The sequence below is a fragment of the Streptococcus sp. KHUD_012 genome (assembly GCF_052588255.1).
The window spans coordinates 408,307-427,605 of the sequence record NZ_CP159355.1; the positions used below are offsets into that span (position 1 = coordinate 408,307).

6 protein-coding genes are annotated in these 19,299 nt (G+C 41.0%); 5 read left to right on the top strand and 1 reads right to left on the bottom strand.

The window, feature by feature from the left end; genetic code table 11:
• Window positions 1–54 precede the first annotated feature (54 nt).
• Entirely contained in the window at window positions 55–1,950 is a 1,896-nt protein-coding gene (locus tag ABVF55_RS02145) for an Ig-like domain-containing protein (RefSeq protein WP_445285443.1), read from the bottom strand.
• A gap of 446 nt (window positions 1,951–2,396) precedes the next feature.
• On the opposite strand from ABVF55_RS02145, the gene ABVF55_RS02150 reads away from it, so the two are divergent.
• The 5 genes from ABVF55_RS02150 to ABVF55_RS02170 all read left to right on the top strand — a co-directional run bounded on the left by ABVF55_RS02150 (window position 2,397) and on the right by ABVF55_RS02170 (window position 19,120).
• On the top strand, window positions 2,397–2,843 hold the full coding sequence (locus ABVF55_RS02150) for a dUTP diphosphatase (RefSeq protein WP_445285641.1): 447 nt from the start codon (window positions 2,397–2,399) through the stop codon (window positions 2,841–2,843).
• 1 nt (window position 2,844) lies between these two features.
• Window positions 2,845–3,384: a histidine phosphatase family protein gene (locus ABVF55_RS02155; protein WP_445285642.1), complete on the top strand. Its 540-nt coding sequence runs from the start codon at window positions 2,845–2,847 to the stop codon at window positions 3,382–3,384.
• Between the two features lie 37 nt (window positions 3,385–3,421).
• Entirely contained in the window at window positions 3,422–4,756 is a 1,335-nt protein-coding gene (radA, locus tag ABVF55_RS02160) for a DNA repair protein RadA (RefSeq protein ID WP_445285643.1), read from the top strand.
• Window positions 4,757–5,043: 287 nt separating this feature from the next.
• Entirely contained in the window at window positions 5,044–5,538 is a 495-nt protein-coding gene (locus ABVF55_RS02165; protein WP_049491763.1) for a beta-class carbonic anhydrase, read from the top strand.
• A 250-nt stretch (window positions 5,539–5,788) separates the two neighbouring features.
• Window positions 5,789–19,120, top strand: a complete 13,332-nt coding sequence (locus ABVF55_RS02170) for an SspB-related isopeptide-forming adhesin (protein ID WP_445285444.1) — start codon at window positions 5,789–5,791, stop codon at window positions 19,118–19,120.
• Window positions 19,121–19,299: the final 179 nt, after the last annotated feature.

The window sequence follows — 19,299 nt, forward strand, 5'->3', positions numbered from 1 at the left end:
AGGCTAGGACTTTTGTCCCAGCCTCTTTTTTATATGATCCGCACATGCGAACGATTAGTTATTAGAAATCTTGCGTTTCAAGATGACGGCTCCTGATAGGATAGCAACACCGATCAAGATGACACCAGTAGCGACTGCTTCACCTGTTTTTGGAAGGAATGTCTTGCGACCTCCGTTTGAAGTTGTCGTGCCAGAATCACCTGGGTTGCCAGGTTTGGTCGTAGTCGTTGTTGGCCCCTCTGGAGTGGTTGTCGTAGTCGTTGTTGGCCCCTCTGGAGTGGTTGTCGTAGTCGGCGTAGGTTTTGGACCTTCCGTCGTCGTTGTTGTAGTTGTTGGCTCTTGAGTTGTCGTTGTTGTAGTTGTTGGCTCTTGAGTTGTCGTTGTTGTAGTTGTTGGCTCTTGAGTTGTCGTTGTTGTAGTTGTTGGCTCTTGAGTTGTCGTTGTTGTAGTTGTTGGCTCTTGAGTCGTCGTTGTTGTAGTTGTTGGCTCTTGAGTTGTCGTTGAAGTTGTTGTTGACTCTGGAGTTGTTGTAGTGGTAGTAGGTGTAGGTTCCTCAGTTGTTGTCGTAGTCGTCGTCGGCTCTTGAGTTGTCGTCGTAGTGGTTGTTGGCTCTTGAGTCGTTGTAGACGTAGTTGTCGTAGTGGTTGTAGTTGTCTGTTCTTTTGGATTGACGATTGTCTTCGTTACCGCATGATCCGTTCCGCTAAAGTCTTCAGCATTAACTGGGGTATCAGCAGTAGTAATGGTATAACCTTCAGGTGCTTGTAACTCAGTTAAAATGTATTTATCTTTTAAAAGACCATTGACTGTGATATTCCCATCTTTATCGGTCACATATTCACCGATTAGTTGGTTGTTGGCTTGACGTACCACTTTGAATTTAGCTCCAGCAAGTGGTTGATTTTCGTCGCCCACCTTATGGATATGAATGGTAAAGACATAACCAACACCAGCACCACCTGCAATTTGAACTGCAGCTTTATTCAAAGCTTCTTTGATAACAATTCCTTTACCTTTTAATGTAGCTTCATTTTTTAAAACTTCTCCATCGACAGGTGAATAATTTAACTGAACATCATAAGTAATACGGTACTGATCCGTTTCAGCAACATCTCCAAGACTAACAGAGAATGATTGTCCATCAGCGCTAACAGTAACCGGATGTTCATTGGTTACATCAGAAGTGTTATTAAATTGCCATTCGCCATCGACAAAAGACATTTCTCCTTTTGTCACACGAAAGCTATCTTTTACATAGGACGCATTCGTGAATTGTAACTTGTCCTCAATAGTCACTTCTTTGAAACTTTGTTTCTTTTGATTAATTGAGATTCCATAGGTAATTATTCTAGGATTATCTTTATGAACCCAACTTGTTTTCTTTAATTCATTAGGGTTACCATCACCAACACCAGTAAATGAAACTTTACCACCAATTGTTGTTTTCCCATTGACTGTTATTTCAACAGGAACCTCACCTTTTTGTGGATGTTTCTTAAAGTCGATACGGGCATAGAAGAAAAACGATCCCTTAGTATCTGAATGCTTTTCTGCATAATCGGTGTATGTCAAGGAGAGTTTTTTATTATCCTTATCCACTGTTGCATGGGCAATAACCTCATTAGTATTGACATCTTTAATGTCAAAACTATCCGAAGTAATAATTAAAGCATCTGGTACAGTGATGTCTGTGGTATCTCCTGCTTTAACATCCTTACCAGCTAAGTCAAAATCAGCATTAATTCGGAATGTTGCCCATTGTCCTAATTCCCAATCGAGGTTTCCGCCCTCATTATTGCTAACTTTGACATTTTTGATTGTATCCACAAATTTCCCTGATACTGAAACCTCAGGAGTTTCTGCTGAAGTGCGATTTAGACCTAAAGCGAAAAGCATGGCCACTAAACAAAGGACAAATGAGAAAATTTTAATATTCCTTTTCTTCTTCATCTTATCTTCCCTTTTCATAAAAAAATTAGTGCCTAATTATCAATGCCTGATTACTCTTAAAGATATGAATGTTCAAATCCTATCTGTTGGCAATAAGAATTGACTGCTGAGACACAACCTCCATAAAATTATTTTATAGGGTAAAATATTTTACTTTTAAAATTATTCCCTACAAAGTGAATTATAGCAAAAATAATGAGTGGCTTCAAGCTAAAAAGAGTGAATTTTTGCACAAATTTTCTATTAAAAAACTTTTTCATTGACTTTCTAAAATTTTCAGAATACATGCATGAAACTGTCATAAAATATCCAAAGGTGCGTAAAATGAGCAGAAAAATGAATGACATTATTAAAAAAATACGAATAGTAGTATAGGGGAGACGCTAGGGCAAAGTGATGGTATAATAGAAGAGATAGAAACATTTTAGAATGAAAGAGGAATCATGATGACAAAAATTCGTGGATTTGAACTTGTATCAAGCTATACCAATCAGGACTTGCTGCCAAAACGAGAGACAGCACATGCAGCTGGCTACGACTTAAAGGTGGCAGAGCGCACAGTCATTGCACCAGGAGAGATCGTCCTCGTCCCAACTGGGGTCAAGGCTTATATGCAAGCGGGTGAGGTGCTCTATCTTTACGACCGTTCCTCTAACCCTCGCAAGAAGGGATTGATCTTGATTAACTCAGTTGGAGTTATTGATGGAGACTACTATGGCAATCCAGGAAATGAAGGCCATATCTTTGCTCAGATGAAAAACATTACGGACCAAGAAGTCGTTCTTGAAGTTGGAGAACGTGTGGTTCAGGCTGTCTTTGCTCCTTTCTTAATTGCAGATGGAGATGAGGCGGATGGCGTACGGACTGGTGGATTTGGGTCAACAGGCCACTAAGATGAAGATTATCTTTGTACGTCATGGAGAGCCAGATTACCGTATGCTTGATAAACTTGAAAATCCGAAACTCTATAGTGGTTTTGGTCGTGATTTAGCACCATTGACAGGAAAAGGTCGCAGTCTGGCAAAAGAAGTTGCTAAAACTGCATGTTTTGGAAAGGCAGAGATTATTATTTCATCGTCTGTGACGAGGGCTTTAGAAACAGCACATTATATAGCAGTTGAAACAGGATTGGACTTATTTGTGGAGCCGTTTTTTCATGAGTGGCGTCCAGACTTAGATGGCACTAACTCTGATTTAACTAGTGTATTGGTAGCTCATGAATATTATCTAAAACATCAAGGAGCTTTATCTGAAGATTCTCCTTATCGCTATGAAACTGATCTAGAGATGCGTCATCGTTTTTTAAGAGCTTTGGAAAAATATAAAAATTATAAAACTATTATCATTGTAACTCACGGAATGCTCATGCGCCAGTTTGTGCCAAATGAGAAGATTGATTTTTGCCAAGTGATTGAATGTGAGATAGAAATTTAGAAAGAGGTTTATCATAGCTAAGAAAAAAACGACATTTATTTGTCAAAATTGTGCTTATAACTCACCCAAGTACCTAGGGCGCTGTCCTAACTGTGGTTCTTGGTCTTCTTTTGTGGAGGAAGTTGAGGTTGCAGAGGTCAAGAATGCGCGTGTGTCCTTGACAGGTGAAAAGACCAAACCCATGAAATTGGCGGATGTGACCTCTATCAATGTCCATCGGACCAAGACGGAGATGGAGGAATTCAACCGCGTCCTTGGAGGCGGTGTCGTCCCAGGAAGTCTGGTCCTCATCGGGGGGGATCCAGGGATTGGGAAATCGACCCTGCTCCTTCAAGTATCGACCCAGTTGTCCCAAGTGGGAACGGTTCTCTATGTCAGTGGTGAGGAGTCGGCCCAGCAGATCAAGTTACGGGCAGAGCGCTTGGGGGATATCGACAGTGAGTTTTATCTCTATGCCGAGACCAATATGCAAAGCGTGCGAGCAGAGGTAGAGCGGATCCAACCTGACTTTCTTATCATCGACTCGATTCAGACCATTATGTCTCCTGAGATTTCGGGGGTACAAGGATCGGTTTCTCAGGTGCGAGAAGTAACGGCTGAACTCATGCAGCTGGCTAAGACCAATAACATCGCCATCTTTATCGTCGGTCATGTGACCAAGGAAGGAACCCTGGCGGGCCCTCGGATGCTAGAGCACATGGTGGATACGGTGCTCTATTTTGAGGGGGAACGTCACCATACCTTCCGGATTCTGAGAGCAGTCAAAAACCGCTTTGGTTCGACCAATGAGATTGGGATTTTTGAGATGCAGTCAGGTGGCTTGGTTGAGGTTCTCAATCCGAGTCAAGTTTTCCTAGAAGAGCGTTTAGACGGTGCGACTGGATCGTCCATCGTAGTGACCATGGAAGGGACACGTCCAATTCTTGCTGAAGTGCAGGCCTTGGTGACGCCGACCATGTTTGGGAACGCCAAGCGGACGACAACGGGGCTTGATTTTAACCGAGCTAGTCTTATCATGGCAGTGCTAGAAAAACGAGCGGGTTTGCTCCTTCAAAATCAGGATGCCTATCTCAAATCAGCAGGTGGTGTCAAGTTGGATGAGCCAGCTATCGACCTAGCCGTAGCCGTAGCAATTGCTTCCAGCTACAAGGACAAGCCAACCAACCCGCAAGAGTGTTTCGTTGGAGAGTTGGGCTTGACCGGAGAAGTCCGCCGAGTCAATCGGATCGAGCAACGGATCAATGAAGCTGCTAAGCTCGGTTTTACCAAGATTTATGTACCTAAAAATTCTCTGACGGGGATCACGACACCATCAGGTATCCAAGTGGTCGGTGTGAGTACACTAACTGAAGTCTTGAAGAAAGTGTTTTAATAGAAGAAAAGAGGCTAGGACAAAAGTCCTAGCCTCTCAATTTTTTTTGGATTGTCGAGCAAGACGCAGTGGTTGAGTGGGCTCTTCTACGCTGATTTCATCAGCTTTTACAGCCCTACTCAACTGTGCGGAGGTGGGACCACGAAATCGAATTCTAACGAATTACCGATTTCTGTCCCACTCTCTTTTTCCGATGTGACAAATACGAGTAGATAGCAGCTGACAGAAAGGAGTGGATGTGGTAAAATAATAGATGATTTGAATTTCAAAGGAATGAAGGAGAGACCATGTCTTATTTTGATAATTTTTTAACAGCCAACCAAGCTTATGTGGCGTTGCATGGAGACCTCCGTCTTCCAATTAAGCCCAAAACACAAGTCGCCATCGTGACCTGTATGGATTCCCGCCTTCACGTGGCACCAGCACTGGGCCTGGCTCTTGGAGATGCTCATATTTTGCGGAATGCTGGAGGGCGCGTGACCGATGATATGATCCGCTCCTTGGTTATTTCCCAGCAACAGATGGGAACCCGCGAAATCGTCGTCTTGCACCATACAGATTGTGGCGCACAAACCTTTGAAAACGAAGCTTTCCGTCAGCATCTAAAGAAAGAACTGGGAGTAGATGTGGGAGAGCGAGACTTCCTCCCCTTTCAAGACATTGAAGAGAGTGTCCGTGAAGATATGGAGCTTTTAAAAGCTTCCCCTTTGATTCCAGAGGATGTAGTGATTTCAGGAGCTGTGTATGATGTGGATACCGGATTGATCTCCGAAGTGAAATAAACATAGAGAAGAGTATAGGAAGACAGAATAATCACTGTTTTCCCGTATTCTTTTTTTAGTGTGAAAAAAGTGAACCGGATAGGAAAAAATGTGACAATTTAGTACAAATTATTAAAAAATATGTGGTATAATATGACATTTTAACAAGAATATTACAAATTAATTTCAACAGATTGACTCTCGATGTCAACGATGTTACAATTTTATTTGTATCATGGAATCATGAAATATGAAAAAGGAGATCCTATAAATGAAGGATGTATTTAATAAGCGCCAGCGCTTTTCATTGCGAAAGTATAGCGTTGGGGTTTGTTCAGTTCTCTTAGGGACAGCACTCTTTGCTGCGGGAGCCAATACGGCTTCTGCGGAGGAAACAACTGCCCCTTCAGATGCATCGACGTCAGCCTCGACGGAGTCTGCATCAAATAGCACAGTAGCAGCTGAAACAGCTGTCTCTCCTACTGAAGCTTATAATGCTCCAGTAACGAATGTCGATCAAGCAGATACAGGTGTTGCGCAGGAAGTCAAAGCACAATCTGAGGCTACTAAAGCAGCAGATAAAGCTGAGGAAACTGCAAAACCAGCTAAAGCCGAAGAAGTTGTAAAAGCATCTAAATCTGAAGAAGCTTCAAAACCGCTAAACGTTGGTTCATTGCCAGAAATCGCTCTACCAGTTACAAATAAGGCAGAGTTAAGCTCTAAACCAACCTCTACATCAGCACCAACTACAGCACCAACAACTGCAACTCGTGCTGCAGCAGGTGAAAGCTCAGAAAGATCAGCTGCAAGAGAAGAAGCAGCTAAACCTGAAACTCCACTAGCTCTTAATCCTACAGTGCAGCCAGCTCCACTTCGTGCTACTGATGTTCATCCAGAAGATCGGACAACAGCTGAGGTTCGTAGTGCATCACTCGATCGTGCTGCAACTGATTTGACGAATGCTGGTGCTTTAGCAGTAAGTAGCCGTCGTCGTAATCGTCGTGCCGCTACAGACCACAATAACGAGCCAGTTGCTGTAGCAACTTTCCTAAAAGACGGTGAAGTTGCTACACCTGATATGACGGATCCAAATGGTGCAACTGTTTCATCTCAAACGGTACCAGCTGGTTACGCTGCTAAAGAAGGCGATGTCTATACTTATAGCATCGTAGACCTCACTCGCTTTAATGAACGTTACAATACAAACTACTACACACGTGCTTACAAGGGATTTAATGATTCTACTGATACTACTGTAGAATTAATTGATAAAAATACAGGTAATGTAGTAGAAACTAGAAAAATTACTGCATCTAGTGGTATTCAAAAATTCACAACGACTGCTACTGCATCTAGAGGAGAATTAACTTGGCAAGTTGATTACGATCCAGGTACAGGAACTGGTCCTGGTAAAACGGACCAACCATTTATTCAATATGGTTATGAAGTTGGAGCAAGCATCCAAGCTTTAGTAGCTCCAGGACACCAACTTACACCTGACGAACAAAAATTATACGATGCTGTTTATGCTGCTCGTACATCAACAGATATTATCAACGTTGTAGAACCAGCTTACAATGGTCGTACGATTACGGATACCAATGCCAAGATTCCGCTATCAGTTAATAAAACAACCTACTATCGCGTAGTTGATAAAAATAATCCAACATTTAACGCGAATAAAACAGATAAAACTGTTCAAGACTACGTAGCAAATGGTAACGAAGTAGACTTAGCTTCATACACTCTTAAAGCTATGGAAGGGCAAAACTTCACAGCATCTGGAGAGCGTCAATTTGATGGCTATAAATTGTATCAAACAGCTGATGCAAAAGATCAATCAGGTTATGTAAGCCGTCCTTACAAAGTTGGAACTAAATTCATGGACGCGGAGCGTGCAGGAATCAAACGGATTAAAGAAATCGTAGGCGAAGATGGAACAGTAGTTGTTCGCGTTTATCTTCTAGATCCAAAACAACAAAGCAAACGTTCTGATGGTACCTTGAGCACTGATGGCTACATGTTGCTAGCAGAAACGAAACCAATTAAACCAGGTGATTACAACAAACAAGAATTAGCTGTTAAGAAATCACCTCTTAACACCATTCCTTTCACAGATAGCAAAGGTGTAACCTATGCAAATGGTAAGGAAGTTCCATTTGACTTCCAAAAAGCTGCTGGATATACACCATATAAAACGGTATTCGTCCCATTCTTAGGAGATAATATCGGTCACCTTTCTCCAAACGAACAATTGATTCGAGGAGTAAATGGTATCGGTACCAACGTTGACTTGCTTAACTCTTTGACACCATATAAACAACCTGTTTATTACTATGTCAAACAAGAACCTGTAACAGTTACTCCAGAAGTTGAAAAACAACTTGAGGGACGTGTACTTGTTGATGGTGAATTCAACTTCAAGATTAAAGAAGTCAATGAAAACAAATCACTTCCTTCATATGAAGAAACTGTTACAAACAAAAACGGTAAAGCTACATTTAGTAAATTAAGCTTCAATAAAGTTGGTACCTACAAATATACAATCTCTGAGATTGCGGGTTCAGATGCAAACGTTGATTACGATGCAATGACCGTTACGATGACGGTTACTGTAACTGAAAACTCTAAAGGTGATTTGCAAGGTTCCGTTAAATACAGTGGTGCTGGTGGATTCTCGTCAAGTGCAACTGATAAGACCTTCAACAACTACGTTGTCGCTCCAGTTAAGACCAAGTTTGACTTCAGCAAGGCTCTTGCAGGTCGTGAGTTGAAAGCTGGCGAATTCAGCTTTGTATTGAAAGATTCAGATGGAAAGGTCATTCAAACCAAGACAAATACTAAGGCAGGTGTTGTAGCCTTTGATGATTTGACTTTTGATAACACACAAGTTGGTACTCACAAGTACACTGTAGAAGAAGTTATCCCAGAAAATAAAGAAACTGGTATGACTTACGACACAATGAAAGCTGAAGTGACCATTACTGTTACGAAGCAAGGTCATGTTCTTAAAGCAACAAACACACTTCCTGCAGATACAGAGTTCAACAATACCTTCACACCTGTTGCTACACAAGCTCAATTCAAGTTCACTAAGAAATTGGAAGGGAAAGAGCTTACGAAGGATGCCTTCACATTCGAATTGCTTGAAAATGGAAATGTCATCCAAACGAAGAAAAATGCGGCTGATGGAACTATCCAATTCGACGCGATTTCTTACGATAAAGAAGGTGCTCATACTTACACTGTACGTGAAGTAGCTGGAACAGATACAAACATCGACTACGATGATATGAATGCAGTCGTAAAAGTTAACGTTACGAAAGATGCTGCATCTGGTATCTTGACTGCTAAGGTGACTATGCCTGAAGATACAGAGTTCAACAACTTTGCAGTTGCTCCAGTTAAGACTCGTTTCGACTTCAGCAAAGCCCTTGCAGGTCGTGAGTTGAAAGATGGCGAATTTACATTTGTATTGAAAGATGCAGATGGTAAGACTCTTCAAACCAAGACCAACAATAAAAAAGGTGTTGTAGCCTTTGATGATTTGACCTTTGACAATACACAAGTTGGTACTCACAAGTATACTGTAGAAGAAGTTCAAGGTTCTGAAGCAGGTATGCAATATGATACGATGAAAGCTGAAGTAACAATCACTGTTACGAAAGAAGGTCACGTTCTTAAAGCAACAAACACCCTTCCTGCAGATACAGAGTTCAACAATACCTTCACACCTGCTGCAACTCAAGCTCAATTCAAGTTCACTAAACGTCTTGAAGGGAAAGAACTTACAAAGGATGCCTTCACATTCGAATTGCTTGAAAACGGCAATGTGATCCAAACCAAGAAAAATGCAGCAGATGGATCTATCACGTTTGATGCGATTGAATACAACGCTGTAGGTAAACACACTTACACTGTACGTGAAAAAGCTGGAACAGATACAAACATCGACTACGATTCAATGAATGCAGTCGTAACCGTTAATGTAACCAAAAATGCAGCTACAGGTCTCTTGAGCGCAGCTGTTACAATGCCTGAAGACACGGAATTCAACAACTATGTGGTTTCACCAGTTGTGACCAAGTTTGACTTCACTAAGAAATTGGCTGGTCGTAAATTGGCTGCAGGCGAATTCAGCTTCGTATTGAAAGATTCAACTGGTAGAGAAGTTGAAACTGTGAAAAATGATGCTGACGGTAACGTAACCTTCTCAGAATTGTCATTTGACAATACAAAAGTTGGTACCCACACATATACTGTAGAAGAAGTGATTCCGGCAAACAAAGAATTTGGAATGACTTACGACCAAATGAAGGCTACAGTGACTGTTGAGGTTGCGAAGAACGGTCATTCATTGACAACTGTTACAAACGTGACATCAACTGGTGGTAAAGATGCCAATGGTAACGCTACTGATGGTACTGCAGATAAAGAATTCAACAACAAAGTTACTCCTCCAGAAACTCCAGAATTCCAACCAGAAAAATTTGTCGTTTCTAAAGAGAAATATGACATCACTGGTAACAAGTTGATGGATGACGACAATGAGTTGACAAATGAGTACACTGAAACAAATGCGGATCCATATGTAGACAAGACAACTAACAACGAACCAGAAAACTTGAATACCAAGACAGTTAAACGTGGTTCTAAATTGGTTTACCAAGTATGGCTTGATACTACGAAATTTACTGAAGCGAACAACATCCAATACGTTGGTGTATCTGATACATACGATGCAGAAAAATTGGACGTTAATGCAGCGGACATCAAAGCATATGATTCAGTAACTGGTGCAGAAGTAACCAATAAATTCGACATCAAAGTTGAAAACGGCACCATCACTGCAACTTCTAAAGATGAATTTATCAAAGACAAAGTAAACGCTCCTGTTATCGATACAACTAAGTTCGAATTTGGACGTTACTATAAATTTGATATTCCAGCAACTGTGAAAGAATCTGTTAAAGCTGGTGCTGATATTGAAAATACAGCCAACCAAACAGTTCACGTTTACAACCCAGTAAGCAAGACAGTTGAAAAACCTGAAAAACCAACACAAAAACGTGTCAACAGCGTTCCAGTTCCAGTGGAAATGAACTTCACGAAACGTTTGGAAGGTCGTGAACTTCAAGCCAAGGAATTCGAATTCGTATTGAAGAAAGACGGCGTTGAAGTTGAGCGCGTGAAGAATGACGCTGCTGGTAAGATTGTCTTCAAGACTCTTGAATTCGGTCGTGATGATCTTGGTAAGACTTACAACTACACAGTAGAAGAAACTCCTGGTACAGATGCAACTGTCAAATACGATACAATGGTTGCTACTGTTAAAGTGGTTGTTTCACACGATGGTACAGCTAAAGCAATCGTTGCCAACGTAACAGATGCAGCTGATAAAGAATTTAACAACCGTGTAACACCTCCAGAAGAACCTAAGTTCCAACCAGAGAAATATGTTGTTTCTAAAGAGAAATACGATATCACTGGTGACAAGCTCGTTGACGATGATAGAGAGTTGGCAGACAAGTACGCAGATACAAATGCGAACCCATATGCAGACGATGCATCAAACAACGAAGCAGAAAACTTGAATACTAAGACTGTTGAACGTGGTTCTAAATTGGTTTACCAAGTATGGTTGGATACAACTAAATTTGACGCAGCGAACAAGGACAACATCCAAACAGTAGGTATCTCAGATAACTATGATGAAGCGAAATTAAATCTTAATGCAGCTGACATCAAAGCTTATGACTCTGTAACAGGTGCAGAAGTAACAGATAAATTCGATATCGCTGTCAACAACGGTGTGATCACTGCTAACTTGAAGGCTGGCTTCACGAAGTCACTTGGCGATGCAGAAAACACACAAGTCATCGACACAACTAAATTCGAATTCGGACGTTACTACAAGTTTGATATCCCAACAACAGTGAAAGACGATGTAGTAGCTGGTGCAGATATCGAAAATACTGCGGCTCAAGTTGTTAACTACTACAACCCAACGACTAAGAAAGTTGAAAAACCTGAAAAACCAACTGAAAAACGTGTAAACAATGTTCCAATCTCAGTAGAATTTAACTTCACTAAGAAATTGGAAGGTCGTGCTCTTAAAGCTAACGAATTCACATTCGAGTTGAAAGATAGCGACAATGTTGTGATTGCGACTGCAACCAACGACGCAAACGGTAACTTCAAGTTCACTCCAGTTGATTACACAAACAAAGCTGGTAAAACTGTCACTGCCCTTAAATACCAGAAGGGTCAAGAAGGTACGTACACTTACACTGTAACAGAGGTTAAGGGTACAGATTCAACTGTCACTTACGACACAATGGCTGCAGTGGTAACTGTTAAAGTAAGTCATGATGGTACTGCCAAAGCCTTGATCACAAACGTGACAGAACCTGCTGATAAAGAGTTCAACAACCGTGTCACTCCACCAACAGAACCTAAGTTCCAACCAGAGAAATACGTTGTTTCTAAAGCGAAATTCGATATCACAGGTACGAAGCTCGTTGATGACGATTCTGAATTGACAGATAAATATGGTGAAACAAATACAAACCCATATGTCGATACAACTGCCAACAACGAAGATGAAAACTTGAATACGAAACCAGTTGAACGTGGTCAAAAACTTTACTACCAAGTATGGTTGGATACAACTAAGTTTGACGCAAACAACAAAGACAACATCCAAACAGTAGGAATCACAGATAACTACGACAAGGATAAATTGACTGTTAATGCTTCAGATATCAAGGTTTACGATTCAGTTACTGGTGCAGATGTTACGACTAAATTCGATATCTCTGATAACAATGGTGTTCTGACAGCTAACCTTAAGGATGGCTTCACGAAGTCACTTGGCGACGCTGAAAACACTCAAATCATTGACACTACTAAGTTTGAATTTGGACGCTACTATAAATTTGATATCCCAGCAACAGTGAAAGACGATGTTGTAGCTGGTGCCGATATTGAAAACAAAGCAGCTCAAGTTGTTAACTACTACAATCCAGTAAGTAAGACTGTTGAAAAACCAAACAAACCAACTGAAAAACGTGTCAACAGTGTTCCAATCTCAGTTGAATTCAACTTCACTAAGAAATTGGAAGGTCGCGACCTTAAAGCTGGCGAATTTACATTCGAGTTGAAAGACAGCGACAATGTTGTGATCGCAACTGCAACCAACGACAAAGCTGGTAAGATCAAGTTTGCTCCAGTAGAGTACACCAATAAAGCTGGTAAAACTGTCACTGCCCTTAAATACCAGAAGGGTCAAGAAGGTACCTACAAGTACACAGTAGAAGAAGTTAAAGGCTCAGACGCAACCGTTACATACGATACAATGAAAGCTGTCGTTACAGTTGAAGTTCGTCATGATGGTACAGCGAAAGCCTTGATCACAAACGTGACAGATCCTGCTGATAAAGAGTTCAACAATACTGTTCGTCCTCCAGAAGAACCTAAGTTCCAACCAGAGAAATACGTTGTTTCTGAAGAGAAATTCGATATCACAGGTGACAAGCTCGTTGATGATGATAAAGAGTTGGCAGACAAGTACGCAGATACAAATGCGAACCCATATGCGGACGATGCATCAAACAACGAAAAACAAAACTTGAATACCAAGACTGTGAAACGTGGCGACAAGTTGGTTTACCAAGTATGGTTGGATACAACTAAATTCGACGCATCTAACAAGGACAACATCCAATCAGTAGGAATCTCAGATGACTACGATGAAACTAAGTTGGATCTTGATTCTACTAAGATCAAAGCTTACGATTCAGTAACAGGCGCAGAAGTAACAGATAAATTCGATATCGCTGTGAACAACGGTGTGATTACTGCAACCCTTAAAGATGGCTTCACTAAGTCACTTGGCGACGCAGAAAACACACAAGTGATCGACACAACTAAATTCGAATTCGGCCGTTACTACAAGTTTGACATCCCAACAACAGTGAAAGCTGATGTACCTGGTGGTGTGGATATTGAAAATACTGCGGCTCAAGTTGTAAACTACTACAACCCAACAACTAAGAAGGTTGAAAAACCAAGCAAACCAACTGAAAAACGTGTAAACAACGTTCCAGTTGAAGTAGAATTCAACTTCACTAAACGCTTGGAAGGCCGTGAACTTAAAGCTAACGAATTCAGCTTCGTACTTAAAGATTCAAAAGGTAAGACTCTTGAAACTGTAAGCAATGATGCATCTGGTAACGTTAAGTTCTCAGCTATGTCATTCAAGAAGGGTGACGAAGGTGTTCACAACTACACTGTAGAAGAAGTTAAAGGAAGCGACGCAACCGTTACATACGACACAATGAAAGCGAATGTAACAGTCACAGTGAAACACGATGGTACTGCTAAAGTTCTTATCGCGACTGTAGGCGACATTGCGGATAAAGAATTTAACAACCGTGTGACTCCTCCAGAAGAACCTAAGTTCAATCCTGAAAAATATGTTGTTTCTGAAGCGAAATTTGATGTAACAGGTACGAAACTCGTTGATGATGACAAAGAATTGGCTAACAAGGTTGCGGATACAAACGCTAACCCATATGCGGACGATGCATCAAACAACGAAGCAGAAAACTTGAACACCAAGACTGTGAAACGTGGCCAAAAACTTTATTACCAAGTATGGCTTGACACGACTCAATTTGATGCAGCTAACAAGGATAACATCCAAACAGTTGGTATCACAGATGACTTCGATGAAACTAAGTTGACTGTGAATGCTTCAGACATCAAGGCATACGATTCAGTATCAGGTGCGGATGTTACATCTAAGTTTGACATCTCAATCGCTAACGGTGTAATCACAGCTAACCTCAAAGATGGCTTCACTAAGTCACTTGGCGACGCTGAAAACACTCAAATCATTGACACTACTAAGTTCGAGTTTGGACGCTACTATAAATTTGATATTCCAGCAACTGTGAACGCAGATGTTCCTGGCGGTGCGGATATTGAAAATACTGCGACTCAAGTAGTTAACTACTACAACCCAACGACTAAGAAAGTTGAAAAACCTGAAAAACCAACTGAAAAACGTGTTAACAACGTTCCAGTTGAAGTGGAATTCAACTTCACAAAACGTTTGGAAGGTCGTGAGCTTAAAGCTAACGAATTCAGCTTCGTTCTTAAAGATTCAGAAGGTAAGACTCTTGAAACTGTAAGCAATGATGCGGCTGGTAACGTCAAGTTCTCAGCTCTTGAATTCAAGAAAGGCCAAGAAGGCGTACACAACTACACAGTAGAAGAAGTTAAAGGATCTGACGCAACCGTTACATACGACACTATGAAAGCGAATGTGACAGTCACAGTGAAACACGATGGAACAGCTAAAGTTCTGATCGCGACTGTTGGCGAAATTGCGGATAAAGAGTTCAACAATACTGTTCGTCCTCCAGAAGAACCTAAGTTCCAACCAGAGAAATACGTTGTTTCTGAAGAGAAATTCGATATCACAGGTGACAAGCTCGTTGATGATGATAAAGAGTTGGCAGACAAGTACGCAGATACAAATGCGAACCCATATGCGGACGATGCATCAAACAACGAAAAAGAAAACTTGAACACCAAGACTGTGAAACGTGGCGACAAGTTGGTTTACCAAGTATGGTTGGATACAACTAAATTCGACGCATCTAACAAGGACAACATCCAATCAGTAGGAATCTCAGATGACTACGATGAAACTAAGTTGGATCTTGATTCTACTAAGATCAAAGCTTACGATTCAGTAACAGGCGCAGAAGTAACAGATAAATTCGATATCGCTGTGAACAACGGTGTGATTACTGCAACCCTTAAAGATGGCTTCACTAAGTCACTTGGCGACGCAGAAAACACACAAGTGATCGACACAACTAAATTCGAATTCGGCCGTTACTACAAGTTTGACATCCCAACAACAGTGAAAGCTGATGTACCTGGTGGTGTGGATATTGAAAATACTGCGGCTCAAGTTGTAAACTACTACAACCCAACAACTAAGAAGGTTGAAAAACCAAGCAAACCAACTGAAAAACGTGTCAACAACGTACCAGTTGAAGTGGAATTCAACTTCACGAAACGTTTGGAAGGCCGTGAACTGAAAGCTAACGAATTCAGCTTCGTGCTTAAAGATTCAGAAGGTAAGACTCTTGAAACTGTGAAGAACGATGCATCTGGTAACGTTAAGTTCTCAGCTCTTGAATTCAAGAAAGGTCAAGAAGGCGTACACAACTACACAGTAGAAGAAGTTAAAGGATCTGACGCAACCGTTACATACGACACTATGAAAGCGAATGTAACAGTTACAGTGAAACACGACGGAACAGCTAAGATTCTCGTAGCAACTGTAGGCGACATTGCGGATAAAGAATTTAACAACCGTGTCACTCCTCCAGAAACTCCAGAATTCAATCCAGAAAAATATGTTCTAAACGAAAAAGAATTTGATTTGACTGGAACTTCATTATTAGATGATGATAAAGAGTTGGCAGACAAGTACGCAGATACCAATGCGAACCCATATGCGGACGATGCATCTAATAACGAAAAAGCGAATATCAATACTAAATCAGTTAAACCAGGTCAAAAACTTGTTTACCAAGTATGGTTGGATACAACTAAATTTGACGCAAACAACAAAGACCATATCCAATCAGTAGGAATCTCAGATGACTACGATGAGGCTAAAGTTGATGTTGATGGTTCAGCAATCAAAGCTTATGATGGTAAGACTGGTGCGGATGTAACAGCTAAATTCGATATCACTGTGAACAACGGTGTGATCACTGCAACCCTTAAAGATGGCTTCACTAAGTCACTTGGCGATGCAGAAAACACACAAGTGATCGACACAACTAAATTCGAATTCGGACGTTACTACAAGTTTGATATCCCAGCTACAGTGAAAGCTGACGTTGCAGGTGGAGTTGACATCGAAAACACTGCTGCTCAAGTAGTCAACTACTACAACCCAACTACTAAGAAAGTTGAAAAACCTGAAAAACCAACTGAAAAACGTGTCAACAGCGTGCCAGTTGAAGTGGAATTCAACTTTACTAAACGTATGGAAGGTCGTGAGCTTAAAGCCAATGAATTCAGCTTCGTTCTTAAAGATTCAGAAGGTAAGACTCTTGAAACTGTGAAGAACGATAAAGATGGTAACGTTAAGTTCTCTAAACTTGAGTTCAAGAAAGGTCAAGAAGGCGTACACAACTACACAGTAGAAGAAGTTAAAGGATCTGACGCAACCGTTACATACGACACCATGAAAGCGAATGTAACAGTCACAGTTTCACACGACGGAAAAGCTAAAGTTCTGATCGCGAAAGTTGGCGACATTGCGGATAAAGAATTTAACAACAAGGTGACTCCTCCAGAAACTCCAGAGTTCAACCCAGAGAAATACATCTTGAACGCTGAGAAATTCGACCTTACTGGTAAATCACTTCTTGATGATGATAAAGAATTGGCAGACAAGGTTGCGGAAACAAACGCAAATCCTTACGCTGATAAGGCTGACAATAATGAAGCAGCAAACATCAATACTAAGACAGTGAAACGTGGTGATAAGGTTGTTTACCAAGTATGGTTGGATACAACGAAATTCACTGAAGCGCACAACATCCAATCTGTTGGTGTTACTGATGACTACGAAGAAGACAAGCTTGACATCAATGTTGCAAACATCAAAGCTTACGACTCTGTAACAGGCGAAGATGTAACAGCTAAATTTGATATCAAGGTTGAAAACGGTGTGATCTCTGCAACTTCTAAAGCGGACTTGACTAAGTCACTTGGAGACGCAGAAAATACTCCAGTGATCGACACAACTAAGTTTGCGTTTGGACGTTACTACAAGTTCGACATCCCAGCAACAGTGAAAGATACTGTTAAGGGTGGTGCAGATATTGAAAACACTGCAGCTCAAATCGTTCACCAATACGATCCAACAAGCAAGACAGTGAAGAAACCAAACAAACCAACTGAAAAACGTGTTGTGAACATCCCTGTTTCAGTAGAATTCAACTTCACGAAACGTTTGGAAGGCCGTGAGCTTAAAGCTAACGAATTCAGCTTTGTACTTAAAGATTCAACAGGTAAAGTTGTTGAAACAGTTAAGAACGATGCATCTGGTAACGTTAAGTTCTCAGCTCTTGAATTCAAGAAAGGTCAAGAAGGAACTTACAACTACACTGTAGAAGAAGTCAAAGGAACTGATACAACCGTTACTTATGACACGATGAAAGCAGTTGTAACAGTTGAAGTTTCTCATGATGGAACAGCGAAAGCTCTCCTTACTAAGGTAACGGATCCATCAGACAAAGAATTCAATAACACTGTTCGCCCACCTGAAACTCCAGAATTCAACCCAGAGAAATACATCTTGAACGAATCTAAATTCGATCTTACAGGTGTGAAACTTCTCGACGATGATGACGAGTTGAAGAATAAAGTTGCGGACACAAATGCAAATCCTTACGTTGATAAGACTGATAACAACGAAGCTCAAAATATCAATACGAAGACACTCAAGAAAGGTGATAAAGTATACTACCAAGTATGGTTGGATACAACTAAATTCACTGAAGCACACAATATTCAATCTGTTGGTGTTACAGATAAATATGACAGTGCAAACTTGACTGTCAACGGAGCTGATATTAAGGCATACGACTCTGTAACAGGAGAAGATGTAACAGCTAAGTTTGATATCAAGGTTGAAAACGGTGTGATTACTGCAACATCTAAAGCAGACTTGACTAAGTCACTTGGAGACGCAGAAAATACACAAGTTATCGACACAACTAAGTTGGCCTTTGGACGTTACTACAAGTTTGAAATTCCTGCAGAAATTAAACAATCTGCTCAAGATGGTGTGGACATTGAAAATACAGCTTCACAAATCGTACACCAATACGATCCAACTAAGAAGACTGTAGAAAAACCAGAAAAACCAACTGAAAAACGTGTAGTCAACATTCCAGTTAAGGTTCAATTCCAATTCACTAAGAAATTGGAAGGTCGTGCATTGAAGGCTGGTGAATTCAGCTTCGTTCTTAAGGACGAAAAAGGAAATGTGATCGAAACCGTAACCAATGATGCGGCTGGTAAGATCACCTTCTCAAATCTTGAATTCAAACGTGGTGAAGAAGGAACTCATCTCTACCATGTAGAAGAAATCCGTGGCACAGATTCTAGCATCGAATACGATAAGATGGTTGCCACTGTGGGTATTATGATTAACAAAGACGGTAAAGTATTGACGGCTATTACTCAGTTGCCAGAAGATACAGAGTTTAACAACACTGTTATTCCGCCAACAACACCGCCAACAACACCGCCAAATACACCACCAACAACACCACCGAATACACCACCGACAACACCGCCGACAACGCCACCAACACCACCAACACCACCAACAACACCGCCAACACCACCAACGCCACCAACACCTACAACTCCTCCAGCTCCAGCACTTCCTGAAACTGGTGAAGAACAATCAGCATCTGCTGCATTGTTAGGTGCTGCACTTGGTATGGTTGGCCTTGCGGGACTTGCAAAACGCAAAAAACGCGAAGACTAAAATTGAGGTGACATCAGCAAACTTGTTGATGAGGTGACAATTTTAGATCCAACAGGAAGAGGCTTTGCTCGAAAGAGCAAGGCCTCTTTGTTTGTTGTTAAAAGCTTAGAAAAAATTGCATATATATTATGAAATGTTTCGGAAAACATTCTATTATTCATTTCATTCGGTTACTAGTT

Excerpts from the sequence above, each read along its gene's own strand:
- ABVF55_RS02150 (WP_445285641.1), top strand. The coding sequence starts at position 2,397 with ATGACAAAAATTCGTGGATTTGAACTTGTATCAAGCTATACCAATCAG.
- ABVF55_RS02155 (WP_445285642.1), top strand. The coding sequence starts at position 2,845 with ATGAAGATTATCTTTGTACGTCATGGAGAGCCAGATTACCGTATGCTT.
- ABVF55_RS02145 (WP_445285443.1), bottom strand. The coding sequence starts at position 1,950 with ATGAAGAAGAAAAGGAATATTAAAATTTTCTCATTTGTCCTTTGTTTA.
- ABVF55_RS02165 (WP_049491763.1), top strand. The coding sequence starts at position 5,044 with ATGTCTTATTTTGATAATTTTTTAACAGCCAACCAAGCTTATGTGGCG.
- ABVF55_RS02170 (WP_445285444.1), top strand. The coding sequence starts at position 5,789 with ATGAAGGATGTATTTAATAAGCGCCAGCGCTTTTCATTGCGAAAGTAT.